Genomic DNA, 18,103 nt, shown 5'->3' with positions numbered 1-18,103 from the left:
CTATAATGCGCGCCCTATGGCTAAGCAAAAGAAACATCCACAAGGCACCATCGCGCTGAACAAAAAGGCGCTGCACGATTATTTCGTCGAACAGAAGTTCGAGGCGGGCGTCGCCCTGACTGGCTGGGAAGTGAAGAGCCTGCGCGCTGGCAAGGCCCAGCTGGTGGACAGCTACGTACTGCTCAAGGACGACGAAGCCTGGCTGATGGGGGCGCATATCACCCCGTTGAAAACCGCCAGCACCCACGTCATCGCCGACCCGATCCGCACGCGCAAGCTGCTGCTGAACAAGCGCGAGCTGGACAAGCTGTTCGGTGCCGTGCAGCAGAAGGGCTACACCTGCGTCGCCCTGTCGCTGTACTGGAAACAGCACCTGGTCAAATGCGAGATCGCCCTGGCCAAGGGCAAGAAGGACTTCGACAAGCGCCACGTCGAGAAAGAGCGTGACGCCAACCGTGAAGTCCAGCGCGCCATGCGCAGCAAGGGCAAGGACGACTGACAGCGGCTGCGGGCCATGAGCGCTTTCACAGCGACTCTGGCTCCTGCATGTAGCTTGTAGCTGCCTATAGTCCCTGCCGACGCTGCGCTCGCGCCACGCGCCGAGCCTCCAGCTGAACTTCCGCCAGCACTTCCTGCACATAGTCGATGTGCCGGTTGGACAGGTCGCGCGCGTCCTCCGCACGCCCTTCGATGATCGCCTCGAACAGCGCCCGGTGCTGGCTGATCAGCATGTCGCGGGTTTCTTCGCGCTGGGCGTACATGCCACCGATGTTGGTCACCACGTTGCGCTTGAGCAGATCGAACAGGCCGCGGATGGTGTGCAGCAGCACGGCATTGTGGCTGGCTTCGGCAATCGCCAGATGGAAGCGCGCATCGGCCGCGCCCTCCTCGGCTCGCGTGACCTTGCCAGCGCGCGAGTAGCAGTCCTGCAAGGCCTCGAACGCCTCGCTCAGCCGTTGCCGGTCGATATCGGTGGCTCGCCGGGCCGCGTAGTAGGCACAGGAACCTTCCAGCGTATGGCGGAATTCCAGCAGGTCGCGCTGGGCATCCTCCTTGTTCTCCAGCAGGTGCAACAGCGGGTCGCTGAAGGTCGAGCCCAGTGATTCGGCCACATAGTTGCCGCCACCCTGACGGCTGACCAGCAACCCCTTGGCCACCAGTTTCTGAATCGCCTCGCGCAGGGACGGACGTGACACGCCGAACTGCTCGGCCAGTGCGCGCTCGGCAGGCAGCCGCTCGCCGGCACGCAGGGTGCCTTCGAGAATCATGGTTTCCAGTTGCGCGACGATGTCGTCCGAGAGACGACGCTGTCGCACCAGACCTACTTCCATTGCGCGCTTCTCCATTGGTTTGACCAGGCCATATGCAGCATGGCGCAAGCCTATAGCGCCGCCCCGCGACGAACAAGACAGCATTCTACGACCAAAGTCTTAGCCCTGCGATTTGACAGCGCATTGATCGACTTTTAACCTGAGCCGGCTGTTTTGTAAATTGGTCTTACCAATTAACCCGATTCAATAACAAGAACGAGTCGTCGAGGTCACGCCATGAAGTCCCATAGCGCCGCACGTCTGCCGAATACCGCATCCCCCCTGCTACTGCGCCGCGTGCGCCTTGCCGCGGAGTAAGCCCCATGTCCAACGGAATTCTCGCCCTGCTGGCGTTCTCGCCGATCCTGCTCGCCGCCATCCTGCTGATCGGCCTGCGCTGGCCGGCCAAGCGCGCCATGCCGCTGGTCTATCTGGTCACCGCCGCCGTCGGCCTGTTCGCCTGGGACATGAGCCTCAACCGCGTGCTGGCCTCCACCCTGCAAGGCCTGCTGATCACCCTCGGCCTGCTGTGGATCATCTTCGGCGCGATCCTGCTGCTGAACACCCTCAAGCATTCCGGCGGCATCACCGCCATTCGTGCCGGTTTCACCACCATCAGTCCTGACCGTCGCATCCAGGCCATCATCATCGCCTGGCTGTTCGGCTGCTTCATCGAGGGCGCCTCGGGTTTCGGTACCCCGGCCGCCATCGCCGCCCCGCTGCTGGTGGCCATCGGCTTCCCGGCCATGGCCGCAGTGCTGATGGGCATGCTGGTACAGAGCACGCCGGTGTCCTTCGGCGCGGTCGGCACGCCCATCATCGTCGGCGTCAACACCGGCCTGGATACCGCGACCATCGGCGCCCACCTGGTGGAGCAAGGTTCCTCCTGGGCGCAGTTCCTGCAACTGATCACCAGTGAAGTGGCGATCATCCACGCCACCGTCGGCGTCCTGATGCCCACCATCATGGCGATGATGCTGACCCGCTTCTTCGGTGCCGAGAAAAGCTGGAAAGCCGGCCTGGCAGTCCTGCCGTTCGCCATCTTCGCCGGTTTCGCCTTCGTCATCCCCTACGTCTTCACCGGTGTGTTCCTCGGCCCGGAATTCCCCTCCCTGCTGGGCGGCCTGATCGGCCTGGCCATCGTCACCAGCGCCGCACGCGTCGGCTTCCTGGTACCGAAGCAGACCTGGGACTTCGCCCCGGCGGACAAATGGCCGAGCGAATGGCTGGGCAGCGTCGAGATGAAACTGGACGAGCTGACCGCCAAGCCGATGAGCGCACTGCGCGCCTGGCTGCCCTACGTGCTGGTCGGTGCCCTGCTGGTGATCAGCCGCGTGTTCCCGCAGGTGGGCAACGCCCTGAAAGCCGTGGTGGTGAACTTCCCCGACCTGCTCGGCGAAGCCGGTGTCAGCGCCAGCTTCCAGCCGCTGTACCTGCCAGGCGGCATTCTGGTCGCCGTGGTACTGGCCACTTTCTTCCTGCACGGCATGAAGGCGCGTGACCTGGGCAAGGCCGTCAAGGAATCCTCCAGCGTGCTGCTCAGCGCCGGCTTCGTGCTGCTGTTCACCGTGCCGATGGTGCGTATCCTGATCAACTCCGGCGTCAACGGTGCCGAGCTGGCCAGCATGCCGATCCTGATGGCGCGCTGGGTCGCTGACAGCGTCGGCGGCATCTACCCGCTGCTGGCCCCGAGCATCGGTGCCCTGGGCGCGTTCATCGCCGGTTCCAACACCGTCAGCAACATGATGTTCAGCCAGTTCCAGTTCGGCGTGGCCAGCAGCCTGGGCATCTCCAGCGCGCTGATCGTCGCGGTGCAGGCCGTGGGCGCCGCCGCCGGCAACATGGTGGCGATCCACAACGTGGTCGCGGCATCGGCCACCGTTGGCCTGCTGGGTCGCGAAGGCAGTACCCTGCGCAAGACCATCTGGCCGACGCTGTACTACGTGCTGTTCACCGGCATCATCGCGCTGGTCGCGATCTACGTACTGGGCATCAGCGACCCGCTGGTCGCCCGCTGAGCACACGGTTCCACTGCGCCCCGGCCATGCCGGGGCTCTTGCCGTCAGGCTACGCTTCCCCTTTTTCAGCAACAGGATGAGCCCATGATCATTTCTGCCTCTACCGACTATCGCGCCGCCGCTCAGCGCAAGCTGCCGCCCTTCCTGTTCCACTACGTCGATGGTGGTGCCTATGCCGAGCACACCCTGCGCCGCAACGTCGCCGACCTGTCGGACATCGAGCTGCGGCAGCGGGTGCTGAAGAACATGTCCGAGCTGGACCTGTCCACCGAGCTGTTCGGCGAGAAGATGTCGATGCCGGTCGGCCTGGCGCCGGTCGGCCTCACCGGCATGTTCGCCCGCCGCGGCGAAGTGCAGGCGGCCAAGGCGGCAGCGGCCAAGGGCCTGCCCTTCACCCTGTCCACCGTGTCGGTGTGCCCGATCGAGGAAGTGGCGCCGGCGATCGACCGGCCCATGTGGTTCCAGCTTTACGTGCTGAAGGACCGCGGCTTCATGAAGAACGCCCTGGAGCGGGCCAAGGCCGCCGGCTGCTCGACCCTGGTGTTCACCGTGGACATGCCCGTGCCCGGCGCCCGCTACCGCGACGCCCACTCCGGCATGAGCGGCCCGAACGCGGCCATGCGCCGCGTGCTGCAGGCCATGACTCACCCGCAGTGGGCCTGGGACGTCGGTCTGCTGGGCAAGCCGCATGACCTGGGCAACATTTCCGCCTACCGTGGCAACCCCACGGGTCTGGCCGACTACATCGGCTGGCTGGGCGCCAACTTCGACCCGTCGATCTCCTGGAAGGACCTGGAGTGGATCCGCGACTTCTGGGACGGCCCGATGGTCATCAAGGGCATCCTCGACCCGGAAGACGCCCGCGACGCCGTCAGCTTCGGTGCCGACGGCATCATCGTCTCCAACCACGGCGGTCGTCAGCTCGACGGCGTGCTGTCCAGCGCCCGTGCCCTGCCGGCCATCGCCGACGCGGTCAAGGGTGACCTGAAGATTCTCGCCGACTCCGGCATCCGCACCGGCCTGGACGTGGTGCGCATGCTCGCCCTCGGCGCCGATACCGTGCTGCTCGGTCGCGCCTTCATCTACGCCCTGGCTGCCGCCGGTGGCGCCGGCGTGAGCAACCTGCTCGACCTGATCGAGAAGGAGATGCGCGTGGCCATGGTGCTGACGGGCGCCAAGTCCATCGCCGAGATCTCCTCGGACCTGCTGGTAAAGGAGCGCTGAGTCGATGACCGCTGCCGCCACCACCCCGAGCCGTGAAGACCTGCTGGCGCAGATGCGCCAGATCGTCGGTGCCAGCCATGTGCTGACCGACGAGCAAGGCACGCGGCGCTTCCGCAAGGGCCACCGTACCGGCGAGGGCAACGTCCTGGCGGTGGTGCGCCCGGGCTCCCTGCTGGAGCAATGGCGCATTCTCCAGGCGGCGGTCGCGGCTGATCGCATCGTCATCATGCAGGCCGCCAACACCGGCCTCACCGGCGGTTCCACCCCCGACGGCGACGACTACGACCGTGAGATCGTGCTGATCAGCACCCTGCGCGTCAGCGGCGTGCAACTGATCAACGATGGCCAGCAGGTAGTGTGCCTGCCCGGCGCCACCCTCGACCGCCTGGAACAGGCGCTGGCACCGCTGAATCGCGAACCGCACTCGGTGATCGGCTCCTCGTGCATCGGCGCCTCGGTGCTCGGCGGCATCTGCAACAACTCCGGCGGCGCCCTGGTACGCCGTGGCCCGGCCTACACCGAACTGGCGCTGTACGCGCAGGTGAAGGACGACGGCTCGCTGGAACTGGTCAATCACCTGGGGATCGAGCTGGGCGACAGCCCCGAGGAAATCCTCACCCGCCTGCAGCAGGGCGACTACAGCCCGCAACAGGTACGCAACGAGGCCACCGCCAAGGCCTCCGACGCACGCTATGGCGAGCACGTGCGCGATGTCGACGCCGACACCCCGGCGCGCTTCAATGCCGACCCGTCACGCCTGTTCGAGGCCTCCGGTTCGGCCGGCAAGCTGTGCCTGTTCGCGGTGCGCCTGGACACCTTCCCGAAGGAACCGAGCACGGTGTTCTACATCGGCAGCAACGACCCGCACGACCTGACCGAGGTGCGCCGCCACCTGCTGGCCAGGCTGCCGCGCCTGCCGATCGCGGGGGAATACATCCACCGCACCGCCTTCGACATCGGCGAGAAGTACGGCAAGGACACCTTTCTGGTGATCGACAAGTTCGGCACCTCCAGGGTCCCGGCGGCCTTCGCCATGAAGAGCCGGGTCGACGGGTTCTTCGAGCGCTTCGGCCTGCGTGGCGTGACCGATAAAGTGATCCAGGCGCTGATGAACCTGCTGCCCAGCCACCTGCCCGCGCGCATGCGCGAGTACCGCGACCGCTTCGAGCATCACCTGCTGGTGCGGGTGTCCAACGACACCCTGGAGCAGACCCGCGCCTTCCTCGCCGAGTTCTTCGCTGGCAGCGACAGCGGTGCCTACTTCGAATGCGACGCCGAGGAAGGCCGCAAGGCGTTCCTGCATCGCTTCGCCGTCGCCGGTGCCGCGATCCGCTACCGCGAGGCGCACCGCAGCAGCGTCGAGGACATCCTCGCCCTGGACATCGCCCTGCGCCGCAACGATCGCGACTGGGTCGAGACACTGCCGGACGAGATGGAGGAGCAGATCATCCACAAGCTCTACTACGGGCACTTCTTCTGCCACGTGTTCCACCAGGACTACATCGTCAAGAAAGGCAACGACCCGATCGCGATGGAACACCGCATGTGGGCGCTGCTCGACGAGCGCCGCGCCGAATATCCGGCCGAGCACAACGTCGGCCACCTGTACGTGGCCAAGCCGGCGCTGGCGGGCTTCTATCGCGAACTCGACCCGACCAACAGCTTCAATCCCGGTATCGGCCATACCTCGAAGAAGAAGCACTGGGGCGATTGCTGCTGATACGTTACGCAGCAGCGGCTTCAGAGCTTCGCGGCTGAAGCCGCTCCTACGGATTAGCACACAGCCGGATACAGTCCGGGGCTGACCCTGTAGCCCGGATGCAATCCGGGTCACCCTGACTGCCATTTTCCGGTTTTCATCCGGGCTACAAAAAAGGCCCGCCAATTGGCGGGCCTTGTCGTTTGCCGCTGCGACCGATCAGGCGAAGACGATCTCGTCGCCCTCCACCTTGGCCTTGACCTGCACACCCGGAGCGAAGTCGCCTGCCAGGATGCGCTGCGCCAGCGGGTTCTCGATCCAGCGCTGGATCGCACGCTTGAGCGGGCGTGCGCCATACACCGGGTCGTAACCGACGGCGATCAGCTTGTCGAGCGCCTCCGGCGTCAGCTCCAGGCTCAGCTCACGCTCGGCCAGGCGGCCACGCAGGCGCTGCAGCTGAATCTCGGCGATGCCGGCGATCTGCTCGCGGCCCAGCGGTTCGAATACCACCACCTCGTCGATCCGGTTGATGAACTCGGGGCGGAAGTGGCTGCTCACCGCGTCCATCACCGCCGCGCGCTGCGCTTCCCTGTCGCCGACCAGTTCCTGGATCTGCGCCGAGCCCAGGTTGGAGGTCATCACGATCACGGTGTTCTTGAAGTCCACGGTACGCCCGTGGCTGTCGGTCAGCCGGCCGTCCTCGAGCACCTGCAGCAGCACGTTGAACACATCCGGGTGCGCCTTCTCGACTTCGTCCATCAGCACCACCGAGTAGGGTTTGCGGCGTACCGCCTCGGTCAGGTAACCGCCCTCCTCGTAGCCGACGTAACCGGGCGGCGCACCGATCAGGCGCGCCACGCTGTGCTTCTCCATGAACTCGGACATGTCGATGCGCACCAGCGCCTCCTCGGTGTCGAAGAGAAACTCGGCCAGCGCCTTGCACAGTTCGGTCTTGCCCACCCCGGTCGGGCCGAGGAAGAGGAACGAGCCGCTCGGTCGGTTCGGGTCCGCCAGCCCCGCGCGCGAACGGCGCACGGCGTTGGCCACGGCGACCACCGCTTCGTCCTGGCCGATCACCCGCTGGTGCAGCAGGCCTTCCATCTTCAGCAGCTTCTCGCGCTCACCCTCGAGCATCTTGCTCACCGGGATGCCGGTCCACTTGGAAACGACCTCGGCGATCTCCTCGTCGGTGACCTTGTTGCGCAGCAGCTGGTTCTCGCTCTTGCCGTGCTGGTCGACCATCTGCAGGCTGCGTTCCAGATCGGGGATCACGCCGTACTGCAGCTCGGCCATGCGGTTGAGGTCACCCTTGCGCCGTGCGGCCTCCAGCTCGGTCTTGGCCTGTTCGATCTTCTGCTGGATCTGCGCCGAACCCTGCACCTCGGCCTTCTCCGACTTCCAGATTTCGTCGAGGTCGGCGTACTCCTTCTCCAGCTTGGCGATGTCGTCTTCGAGCTTGATCAAGCGTTTCTTGGTCGCCTCGTCGTCTTCCTTCTTCAGCGCCTCGCGCTCGATCTTCAGCTGGATCAGGCGGCGATCCAGGCGATCCAGCTCCTCGGGCTTGGAGTCGATCTCCATGCGAATGCGGCTGGCGGCCTCGTCGATCAGGTCGATGGCCTTGTCCGGCAGCTGACGGTCGGTGATGTAGCGATGGCTGAGCTTGGCCGCGGCGATGATCGCGCCATCGGTGATGGTCACCCCGTGGTGCACCTCATAGCGCTCTTTCAGGCCACGGAGGATGGCGATGGTGTCCTCCTCGCTCGGCTCGTCCACCAGCACCTTCTGGAAGCGACGCTCCAGCGCGGCGTCCTTCTCGATGAACTGGCGGTACTCATCCAGCGTGGTGGCGCCAACGCAATGCAGCTCGCCCCGCGCCAGCGCCGGCTTGAGCATGTTGCCGGCATCCATCGCGCCTTCGGCCTTGCCGGCGCCGACCATGGTGTGCAGTTCGTCGATGAACAGGATCACCCGGCCTTCCTGCTTGGCCAGCTCGTTGAGCACCGCCTTGAGGCGCTCCTCGAACTCGCCACGGAACTTGGCGCCGGCGATCAGCGAGCCCATGTCCAGCGACAGCAGGCGCTTGTCCTTCAGGCCATCGGGCACCTCACCGTTGATGATGCGCTGCGCCAGCCCCTCGGCGATGGCGGTCTTGCCGACACCGGGTTCACCGATCAGCACCGGGTTGTTCTTGGTACGCCGCTGCAGGACCTGGATGGTGCGGCGGATCTCGTCGTCACGCCCGATCACCGGGTCGAGCTTGCCGTCCTCGGCACGCTTGGTCAGGTCGACGGTGTACTTGTCCAGCGCCTGGCGCGACTCCTCGACATTGGGGTCGTTGACGGCCTGGCCGCCACGCAGGTTGGCGATGGCATTTTCCAGGGCCTTCTTCGATACGCCCTGGCCAAGCAGCAGCTTGCCGAGCCTGGTGTTCTCGTCCATGGCGGCGAGCAGCACCAGCTCGCTGGAAATGAACTGGTCGCCCTTCTGCTGGGCCAGGCGGTCGGCCTGGTTGAGCAGGCGTGCCAGGTCCTGCGACAGATTGATGTCGCCAGTGGGGTTCTGCAGCTTGCCGAGCTGGTCCAGCTCGCGGGTCAGGCCCTGGCGCAGGCTGTTGATGTCGAAGCCCACCTGCATCAGCAGGGGCTTGATCGAACCGCCCTGCTGCTCGAGCAGGGCCTGCATCAGGTGCAGCGGTTCGATGGCCGCGTGATCCATGCCCACGGCCAGGGATTGGGCGTCGGAGAGTGCAAGTTGCAGCTTGCTGGTCAAACGATCGATACGCATAAATGTCCTTCCTCCAGAAGAGCGGGCCGGGACAACATCCCCGAAAACCGATACCCGCCGAGATGAAGACTAGATAAGGACGATTACGCCGTATTCAAGATCAGGCGATTTGATCCAGGTCAAGCGCGGCTACAGCCAGGTGACCTGTTGCTCCAGCGGGAAGCGCAAGCGCGGGTTGTACACGCCCTTCTCGCCCTGGCGGCCGACGGCCAGGAGCATGATCGGTATGGCCTGGCGCGGAATCTCCAGCACGCGGCGCAGGCGCACTTCATCGAAGCCTTCCATCGGGCAGGTCGCGTAACCGTGGCTGTGGAAGGCCAGCATCAGGTTCTCGGCCGCCAGCGCAGTGGACTTCACCGCCCACAGGCGCATGTCCGCCCGGCTGTTGGGCGTTCGCATCAGGGCCTTGCGCAGCCCCAGCAGGCGTACCAGCTGGCGCTTGAACAGCCCGAGCAGTCCCAGCGGCCCCTGGTTGTACTGAAACGGCGCGGTCTTGCTGTAGAAGCTGCGGATGCGCGCCGGCACCTCGGCTTCCGGCCAGTAGTCGATAACGTTGCGGCACGCCTGACGCCAGGTGTCCGGACGGGCCAGCACGGCGATGATCAGTGGCGCCCGCGCAGCATTCTGGCCCATGCAGACCGGGTGCAGGCGGGCCAGCAGGCCCGGGTCGCGAATGACCTGGAAGCTCCAGGGCTGCAGGTTGCAGGAGTTCGGCGCCAGCACGGCCAGCTCCAGGCAGTCGCGGATCACCTCCTCCGCCACCGCTTCGGGCGTGAAGCGGCGCACGGCACGGCGCCCTTCGATCAGCGCACGCAACTCGGCCGGCGATGCCATGGCAGGCAATTGCTCGTTGGGAAAGCTGGTCATGGTTGCACTCCTCGGCAAGTCGTCCGATTAAGCAAGCGGACGACCGCATGAACAAGGGTGCATGAGGAAATGGCCGTGGTTTTGGCCGATTCGCCACGCCTGCCGGCTCGTTCGAGCAGGCAGGCCCACGGCTCAGAGGCCGAGCGCTTTCTCGACGGCCTGGATGAGCGCCGGGTCGTCCGGCGTGGTGCGTGGGGAGAAACGCGCCAGCACGCGACCGTCCTGGCCAACCAGGAACTTCTCGAAGTTCCAGGTGATGTCGCCCGGAAACTCGGCGCCCTCACCGGCAAGCAGGCGATACAACGGATGGCGCCCAGGGCCGTTGACCTCCAGCTTGCTGCCCAGCGGAAAGCTCACCCCGTAGTTGAGGCTGCAGAACTCACGGATTTCCTCCTCGCTGCCAGGTTCCTGGCCGGCGAACTGGTTGCAGGGCACACCGAGCACGGTGAAGCCATTGCCCTTGTACTGCTGGTAGAGCTTCTCCAGCCCGGCGTACTGAGGGGTCAGGCCGCACTTGGAGGCGACGTTGACCACCAGTACCACCTGGCCCTTGTAGGGCGCCAGCGGCAGTTCCTGGCCGTCCAGCGCGCGTAGATTGAGATCGTGAAAGGCACTCATGACGAACTTCCTCAGCGAATTCAGTGCAGCGGGCGCGTGGCCCTGAAACGGCTGGCCCGAAGACCAACGGGCATGCATGAAAAAGGCGCCCTGAGGCGCCTTTATCGCAAACTTCAGCTTAGCAGTGGTTCCGCCAAGGGGAACGACCGCAAGTCGCCCGACAGGCAACTCAGTGGTGGTGACCACCTTCGCCATGGATGTGACCGTGGGCCACTTCTTCGGCGCTGGCTTCACGCACGTCGACGACCTTGACCTTGAAGTTCAGGCGCTGGCCAGCCAGCGGGTGATTGCCATCGACGGTCACGTCGTCGCCGTCGATATCACGGATGGTGACGATCTGCATGCTGCCGTCCGGGCCGGACGCGTGGAACTGCATGCCCACTTCCAGGGTGTCGACGCCTTCGAACATGGCGCGGCTCAGGGTCGCGACCAGCTCGGCGCTGTATTCGCCGTAGGCTTCTTCCGGCTCGACGGAGACTTCGACTTCGTCGCCCGCCTGCTTGCCCACCAGGGCCTTCTCCAGGCCGACGATGATGTTGCCGGCGCCATGCAGGTACACCAGCGGCGCGCCGCCAGCGGAGCTGTCGATCACCTCGCCGGCATCGTTGGTCAGGGTATAGTCGATGGAGACGGCCTTGTTGGCGGCAATCAGCATGTGGAGACCTTTTGCGAAAGAGAAATGAACGGTCAAGTCTAACCAAGGCTGGCCGCGATTGCGACCCGACCCCGGACAAACGGGCCGCATGGATCGTTGATTTTCGTCAGGACGAACATGGCGATTGGCTGGCAGTCTTGTCTTGTGGTCATACTCAGCATGTACGCCACCGACCGCCCTGGCAGAATCGGCCCTGGGTACTCGATCCCGAACAGCGCCAGGCCAGGCTGGGCAGCCCATTCGCCTGTGGCTGGTGCGCCAGGGATCGGTCGCACGAACCCTCCAAGGAAGCTTAAATGTCGGCACGCAACATTCTGGTGATCAACTGCGGCAGTTCGTCGATCAAGTTCGCGCTGGTCAACGAGGCACAAGAAACCTTCATCCTCAGCGGCCTGGCCGAACGTCTGGGCAGCCCCGAGGCGGTCCTGCACTGGCGCCTGGGTGAACACAAGGACAGCCTGGCGCTGCCAGGCGCGGACCATCGTCAGGCCCTGTCCCATCTGCTGCCGATCGTGCAGCAGGCCGCAGCCGGTGCCCTGCACGGCATTGGCCACCGCGTGGTGCACGGCGGTGAGCACTTCTCCGGCGCCAGCCGCCTGGACGCCTCCAGCCTGCACAGCATCCGCCAGATCGCGCCACTGGCGCCGCTGCACAACCCCGCCAATCTGCAGGGCATCGAAGCGGCGATGAAACTGTTCCCGGACCTGGTCCAGGTGGCGGTCTTCGACACCGCCTTCCACCAGACCCTGCCCGAACACGCCTTCCGCTACGCCGTCCCACAGGCGCTGTACGCCGAACATGGCGTGCGCCGCTACGGTTTCCACGGCACCAGCCACCGCTACGTCAGCCAGAAGGCCGCGCAGATGAGCGGCCTGGCGGTCGAGGCCAGCAGCTGGCTGGTAGCCCACCTGGGCAACGGCAGCTCCACCTGCGCCGTGGAGAACGGCCTCAGCCGTGACACCAGCATGGGGCTGACCCCGCTGGAAGGTCTGGTGATGGGCACACGCAGCGGTGACGTCGACCCCAACCTGCACAGCCACCTGGCGCGAACCCTGGGCTGGAGCCTGGAACAGATCGACGCCATGCTCAACCACGACAGCGGCCTGCTCGGCCTTTCCGGGCTGTCCAACGACATGCGCACGCTGGAGCTGGCGCGCGAGCAGGGCCACCCCGGCGCCACCCTGGCCATCGAGGTGTTCTGCTACCGCCTGGCCAAGTCACTGGCCGCCATGAGCTGCGCCCTGCAGCGTCTCGACGGCATGGTCTTCACCGGCGGCATCGGCGAGAACTCGGCGCTGATCCGGCGCAAGACCCTCGACCATCTCGGCCTGCTCGGGCTGAAGCTCGACGAGCAGGCCAACGCCCGCTGCATACGCGGCATCGCCGGCGCGATTCATGCGCCAGGCCACCCGCGCGTGCTGGTGGTGCCCACCAATGAAGAGCGGCAGATCGCCCTCGACACCCTTGCCCTGCTCGACTGAGGCTTTTTCATGCACACATTCTTCATCGCCCCCACCGGTTTCGGTGTCGGTCTCACGTCCATCAGCCTCGGCCTGGTCGGTGCCCTGGAGCGCAGCGGCCTGAAGGTCGGCTTCTTCAAGCCCATCGCCCAGCCGCATGCCGGCGACCTCGGGCCGGAGCGTTCCAGTGAACTGATCGCCCGCACCCATGGCCTGCACTCGCCCAAGCCGCTGCCACTCAGCCATGTCGAGCGCATGCTCGGCGACGGCCAGCTGGACGAGCTGCTGGAAGAGATCATCAGCCTCTATCAGCAGGCAGCCGCCGGCAAGGACGTGGTCATCGTCGAAGGCATGGTGCCGACACGCCACGCCAGCTACGCCGCACGCGTCAACTTCCACCTGGCCAAGAGCCTGGACGCCGACGTGATTCTGGTCAGCGCCCCGGAGGACGAGAGCCTCACCGAACTGTCCGACCGCGTCGAGATCCAGGCCCAGCTGTTCGGTGGGCCGAAAGACCCGAAGGTACTCGGGGTGATCCTCAACAAGGTACGCAGCGAGGACGGTATCGATGCCTTCGCCGAGCGCCTGGAAGACCTGTCACCGCTGCTCAAGAGCGGCGACTTCCGCCTGCTCGGCTGCATCCCCTGGCAGGACGAGCTGAACGCGCCGCGCACCAAGGACATCGCCGAGCTGCTCGGCGCCCGCATCATCAATGCCGGTGACTACGAGCAGCGGCGCATGATGAAGATCGTGCTCTGCGCCCGCGCCGTGGCCAACAGCGTGCAGTTGCTCAAGCCCGGCACCCTGGTGGTGACGCCCGGCGACCGTGACGACATCATCCTCTCGGCCTGCCTGGCCGCGATGAACGGCGTGCCGCTGGCCGGCCTGCTGCTGTGCAGCGATTTCGCCCCCGACCCGCGCATCATGGAACTTTGCCAGGGAGCGCTGGCCAGCGGCCTGCCGGTGATGACGGTAAGCACCGGTTCCTATGACACCGCCACCCATCTCAACCGCCTGAACAAGGAAATCCCGCTGGATGACCGCGAGCGCTCGGAGAAGGTCTCCGACTTCGTCGCCGGGCACATCGACCATGACTGGCTGCGCACCCGCTGTGGCACGCCGCGCGAACTGCGCATGTCGCCACCGGCATTCCGCTATCAGCTGGTGCAGCGGGCCAAGGCCGCTGCCAAGCGGATCGTCCTGCCCGAGGGCAGCGAGCCGCGTACCGTGCAGGCTGCCGCCATCTGCCAGGCGCGCGGCATCGCCCGCTGCGTATTGCTGGCCAAGCCGGAAGACGTGCAGGCCGTGGCGCGTGCGCAAGGCATCGAACTGCCGGACGGCCTGGAAATCCTCGACCCGGACCTGATTCGTGGTCGCTATGTCGAGCCGATGGTCGAGCTGCGCAAGGGCAAGGGCCTGAATGCGCCGATGGCCGAGGCACAACTGGAAGACACCGTGGTGCTGGGCACCATGATGCTGGCGCTGGATGAGGTCGACGGCCTGGTGTCCGGCGCCATCCACACCACCGCCAACACCATTCGCCCGGCCCTGCAGCTGATCAAGACCGCTCCCGGCTACAACCTGGTGTCCTCGGTGTTCTTCATGCTGCTGCCGGACCAGGTGCTGGTCTATGGCGACTGCGCGGTGAACCCCGACCCGAATGCCGAACAACTGGCCGAGATCGCCCTGCAGAGCGCCGCCTCCGCGCAGGCCTTCGGCATCGCGCCGAGAGTGGCGATGCTCAGCTACTCCACCGGCGACTCCGGCAGTGGCGAGGAAGTGGAGAAGGTCCGCGCAGCGACCCGCCTGGCTCGCGAGAAACGCCCGGAGCTGCCACTCGACGGCCCGTTGCAGTACGATGCCGCCGCCATCGACAGCGTCGGCCGGCAGAAGGCGCCGAACAGCCCGGTCGCCGGGCGTGCCACGGTGTTCGTGTTCCCCGACCTGAACACCGGCAACACCACCTACAAGGCCGTGCAGCGCAGCGCCGACTGCATCAGCGTCGGCCCCATGCTGCAGGGCCTGCGCAAGCCGGTGAACGACCTGTCGCGCGGTGCGCTGGTCGATGACATCGTCTATACCATCGCACTGACGGCGATTCAGGCAGCGGACCTGCCGAGCTGACCCCGGGAATGCGCCATGTCCCGCAACGAACCGGGCGCACCGACGGCCGGCGTGCATGGCGCAAGCCCGAGGCTGGCGAAACCCCCTGGTCATGGCTGGCACTTGCAGGTCAGTGCACAGCCGTTAACCTTGGCGCCGAACCAGCTCGCCGCACGCAATGCCGCAGCTCTTTCAACCGCAACGGGGCTCAGCGAAAGCCCCATTCTCAGGCTGCCCGCCGGGCGTGCAGCCTGCCTACGGAGGCGTTCGCCCGATGCTGCACTTTCTCCCTGCGCCACTGCGCGGCCTGATCGCCGGGCTGCTGCTGGCACTCAACACGCTGTTCTGGTGCTGGCCGCTGTTCATCGTCGCCCTGCTGAAACTGCTGCTGCCGGTCGCCCCCATACAGCGCGCGCTGCGCTTCGTCATGCACGGCATCGCGGAAAGCTGGATCGGCGTCAACAAGTTCTGGATGCGCCTGGTCGGCACCATCGAATGGAACGTCCAGGGCCTGGAGCGCTTCGATACCCGGCACTCCTACCTGGTGACCAGCAACCACCAGAGCTGGGTCGACATCCTCGTGCTGCAGTACCTGCTCAACCGGCGCATGCCGCTGCTGAAGTTCTTCCTCAAGCAGGAGCTGATCTGGGTCCCGGTGATCGGCCTGTGCTGGTGGGCGCTGGAGTTTCCGTTCATGAAGCGCTTCAGCAAGGAGTACCTGGCCAGGTACCCGGAGAAACGCGGCCAGGACCTGGCCACCACTCGCAAGGCGTGTGCCCGCTACAAGACCAACCCGGTGGCGGTGTTCAACTTCCTCGAAGGCACCCGCCTGACCCCGGCCAAGCACGCCCAGCAACAATCGCCGTTCAGGCATCTGCTCAAGCCCAAGGCTGGCGGCATCGCCTTCGTTCTGGATGCCATGGGCGAGCAACTGCACGCCATCGTCAACGTCACCATTCACTACCCGCACGGCGTGCCGGGCTTCTGGGACCTGCTCTGCGGTCGCCTGGACGCCGTCCAGGTGCGTTTCCGGCAGGTCGACATCCCGCGTGAATTCATCGGCCGCAACTACGACCAGGACGAGGACTACCGCCGGGCCTTCCAGCAGTGGGTCAACCGTCTGTGGGAAGAGAAGGACGCGGAGCTCGCCAGCCTGCACCAGCAGGCCTGAGCGACGCCGCCGGGGTCAGTCCTCGCGCGGCAGCGGCAACGTACTCCAGTCCAGCTGGGCCGGCACCCGCAAGGCAGTGCCGGCCGGCACCCCCGGCGCCACCAGAAAGCCCTGCATGAAGTTGCAGTGATGCTGCACCAGCCACTCGCGCTGGGCCTGGGTCTCGACCCCTTCGGCAATCACCTCCAGGCCCAGATGGCGGCCGAGATCGATGATGGTGCTGACCACTGCGGCATCGCGCGGTGAATCGAGCATGTTGGCGATGAACAGGCGGTCGATCTTCAGCGTATCCAGTTCGAAGTGGCGCAGATAGGCCAGCGACGAGTAGCCGGTGCCGAAATCGTCGATGGCGATCTTCACCCCCAGTTCCCGCAGGTGACGCAGCTGCGCCTGGGTCAGCTCCAGGTCCTGCATCAGGGCGCTCTCGGTCACCTCGACCTCCAGCTGGCTGGGCTTGAGGCCATGGGAGTCGAGGACACGCTGCAGGTCGGTGACCAGCTGCGGCATGCCGAACTGCACCGGGCTGACATTCAGGCTCAGCACCATGTCCTCGCCGAACTGGCGCTTGAAGATCGCCAGCTGCCTGGCCCCTTCCCGGAAGATCCACTCGCCCAGGCGATTGATCAGCCGCGTTTCCTCCAGCAAGGGGATGAACACGTTGGGCGCCACCGTTCCGGCGACCCGATGCTGCCAGCGCAGCAAGGCCTCGAAGCCGCGCAGGCGTCCGCTCGCCAGTTCGAACTGCGGCTGGTAGACCAGCACGAAATCGTCGTTCTCGATGGCATGGCGCAGGCTTTCCTCGAGCATCAGTCGAGAACGCGCACGCCCGTTCATCTCCGGCGAGAAGAAGCGGTACTGCTGGCGCCCGGCACGCTTGGCCTCGTACATCGCCATGTCGGCGGAACGCAGCAGGCCCTCGACGTTCTGCCCGCATTCGGGGAAGCAGGCGATGCCGACGCTGGCGCCCAGGGTGACATCGACACCGTCGAGGGTGTGGCGCACCGACACCAGTTCGATCAGCTTCTCCGCCACCCGCGCGGCATCCTCCGGGTGGCCGAGGTTGTCCAGCAACGCGGTGAACTCGTCGCCACCGATGCGTGCCAGGCTGTCGTATGGCCGCAGGCAGGCCTTGAGCTGCTCGCCGACCCGGCGCAGCAACTGGTCGCCGACATCATGGCCGAGCGAATCGTTGATGCGCTTGAAGCCGTCCAGATCCAGATAGAGCACCGCAAGCCGCTGGCCACTGCGTTCGATGCGCGCCAGCGATGACTCCAGGGCCTGGTGAAAACCGCGCCGATTGAGCAGACCGGTCAGGGAGTCGGTCACCGCCTGCGATTCCAGCTGTGCGTGAAGATTGCGCACCACCGACATGTCCAGGGCAATGACCACCATGGCCCGTTGCAGCCTGGGCAACGGCGAACAGGACAGCGCCACCGGCAGGCAACCGCCATCGAGCGTGCGCATCATCGCCTCGTGCACGCGGTAGGTCGCCTCGCGCTTGAAGTGCAGATAGAACTCGGACTGCTGCCAGCCGCCCTCGCAGGCAGGATTCTTGAGAAACGACAGCAGGTCGACGCCCTCCAGGTCCCCCACCTCGCCGCCGAGCATCTGCGCCATGGCCGGGTTGGCGAACTGGATGCGCCCGTCCTCCCCGACCACCAGGATGCCTTCGGCGGCATTGGCCAGGACCGACGCATTGAAGGCGCGGGCACGGTCGAGCTGCAGCGACAGCTGTTGCAGCTCCATACGGTTGCTTTCGTGCTCCAGCAGGCTCTCGATCTTGTGCCGCAACACGCTGGGATCGAAGGGTTTGAGGACGAAGTCCACGGCACCGGTGCTGTACCCGCGCAGCACCGCTTCATGGGTCTGCGCGATGGCCGAAACGAAGATGATCGGCGTCAGCCGCGTGCGAGGATTGCCGCGCATCAGGCGGGCGACCTCGAAGCCATCCATGCCCGGCATCTGCACATCCAGCAGGACCAGGCCGACATCGTCCTCGAGCAGGTAGCGCAGGGCCTCCTCGCCCGACTTGGCACAGCGCAGCTGCCACTCGCCATCCTCGAGCAGCGCCTGCATGGCCTCGAGGTTCTCGATACGGTCGTCCACCACCAGCAGCGTCTGTTTGGCGGGTATGGCAGCGGTCTTGCTCTGCGCCTGGGCCATCACTACTCCTCTATCCTTCGCCCTTGCATCA

At 65.6% G+C, this 18,103-nt stretch carries 14 protein-coding genes; 8 read left to right on the top strand and 6 right to left on the bottom strand.

What is annotated here, in order from left to right; all coding sequences use genetic code 11:
• The first annotated feature begins 16 nt into the window (after positions 1–16).
• Positions 17–499 (top strand): SsrA-binding protein SmpB, encoded by a 483-nt coding sequence (smpB, locus tag E4487_RS02680; RefSeq protein WP_175252666.1) that lies wholly within the window; start codon positions 17–19, stop codon positions 497–499.
• Between the two features lie 64 nt (positions 500–563).
• On the opposite strand, the gene E4487_RS02675 is transcribed toward smpB, so the two are convergent.
• Positions 564–1,331, bottom strand: a complete 768-nt coding sequence (locus tag E4487_RS02675; protein WP_037050875.1) for an FCD domain-containing protein — start codon at positions 1,329–1,331, stop codon at positions 564–566.
• 302 nt (positions 1,332–1,633) lie between these two features.
• On the opposite strand from E4487_RS02675, the gene E4487_RS02670 reads away from it, so the two are divergent.
• From E4487_RS02670 to dld, 3 genes are all read left to right on the top strand, one after another.
• Positions 1,634–3,328 (top strand): L-lactate permease, encoded by a 1,695-nt coding sequence (locus E4487_RS02670; protein ID WP_037050877.1) that lies wholly within the window; start codon positions 1,634–1,636, stop codon positions 3,326–3,328.
• Positions 3,329–3,412: 84 nt separating this feature from the next.
• Positions 3,413–4,552: an FMN-dependent L-lactate dehydrogenase LldD gene (gene lldD / locus E4487_RS02665; protein ID WP_037050879.1), complete on the top strand. Its 1,140-nt coding sequence runs from the start codon at positions 3,413–3,415 to the stop codon at positions 4,550–4,552.
• A gap of 4 nt (positions 4,553–4,556) precedes the next feature.
• Entirely contained in the window at positions 4,557–6,272 is a 1,716-nt protein-coding gene (dld, locus tag E4487_RS02660) for a D-lactate dehydrogenase (protein ID WP_175252665.1), read from the top strand.
• A 198-nt stretch (positions 6,273–6,470) separates the two neighbouring features.
• On the opposite strand, the gene clpB is transcribed toward dld, so the two are convergent.
• From clpB to E4487_RS02640, 4 genes are all read right to left on the bottom strand, one after another.
• Complete coding sequence (gene clpB / locus E4487_RS02655; protein WP_152489537.1) at positions 6,471–9,035, bottom strand: ATP-dependent chaperone ClpB; 2,565 nt, start codon at positions 9,033–9,035, stop codon at positions 6,471–6,473.
• A 129-nt stretch (positions 9,036–9,164) separates the two neighbouring features.
• Entirely contained in the window at positions 9,165–9,902 is a 738-nt protein-coding gene (locus E4487_RS02650) for a nitroreductase family protein (RefSeq protein WP_175252664.1), read from the bottom strand.
• 132 nt (positions 9,903–10,034) lie between these two features.
• On the bottom strand, positions 10,035–10,520 hold the full coding sequence (locus E4487_RS02645) for a glutathione peroxidase (protein WP_037050890.1): 486 nt from the start codon (positions 10,518–10,520) through the stop codon (positions 10,035–10,037).
• A gap of 169 nt (positions 10,521–10,689) precedes the next feature.
• On the bottom strand, positions 10,690–11,175 hold the full coding sequence (locus E4487_RS02640; protein ID WP_037050891.1) for a peptidylprolyl isomerase: 486 nt from the start codon (positions 11,173–11,175) through the stop codon (positions 10,690–10,692).
• Between the two features lie 11 nt (positions 11,176–11,186).
• On the opposite strand from E4487_RS02640, the gene E4487_RS02635 reads away from it, so the two are divergent.
• From E4487_RS02635 to E4487_RS02620, 4 genes are all read left to right on the top strand, one after another.
• Positions 11,187–11,471, top strand: a complete 285-nt coding sequence (locus tag E4487_RS02635; protein WP_081876458.1) for a DUF3565 domain-containing protein — start codon at positions 11,187–11,189, stop codon at positions 11,469–11,471.
• The gene (locus E4487_RS02630) at positions 11,472–12,656 is read left to right on the top strand and encodes an acetate kinase (RefSeq protein WP_175252663.1); all 1,185 of its coding nucleotides are present in this window, start codon (positions 11,472–11,474) and stop codon (positions 12,654–12,656) included. It abuts the gene before it with no gap.
• Between the two features lie 9 nt (positions 12,657–12,665).
• A complete protein-coding gene (pta, locus tag E4487_RS02625; RefSeq protein WP_175252662.1) occupies positions 12,666–14,759 on the top strand; it encodes a phosphate acetyltransferase in 2,094 nt (697 codons plus the stop codon).
• Positions 14,760–15,012: 253 nt separating this feature from the next.
• Complete coding sequence (locus tag E4487_RS02620; RefSeq protein ID WP_175252661.1) at positions 15,013–15,909, top strand: acyltransferase; 897 nt, start codon at positions 15,013–15,015, stop codon at positions 15,907–15,909.
• A 15-nt stretch (positions 15,910–15,924) separates the two neighbouring features.
• Here E4487_RS02620 and E4487_RS02615 read toward each other — a convergent pair whose 3' ends face one another.
• Positions 15,925–18,072 carry a bifunctional diguanylate cyclase/phosphodiesterase gene (locus tag E4487_RS02615; protein WP_037050898.1) on the bottom strand — a complete coding sequence of 716 codons (2,148 nt, stop codon included), beginning with the start codon at positions 18,070–18,072 and terminating at the stop codon, positions 15,925–15,927.
• Positions 18,073–18,103: the final 31 nt, after the last annotated feature.

It is taken from the genome of Pseudomonas sp. BMW13, assembly GCF_013357275.1.
In the GTDB taxonomy this organism is placed as follows: domain Bacteria; phylum Pseudomonadota; class Gammaproteobacteria; order Pseudomonadales; family Pseudomonadaceae; genus Aquipseudomonas; species Aquipseudomonas khazarica.
This window is presented reverse-complemented; position numbering and strand designations above follow the sequence as displayed.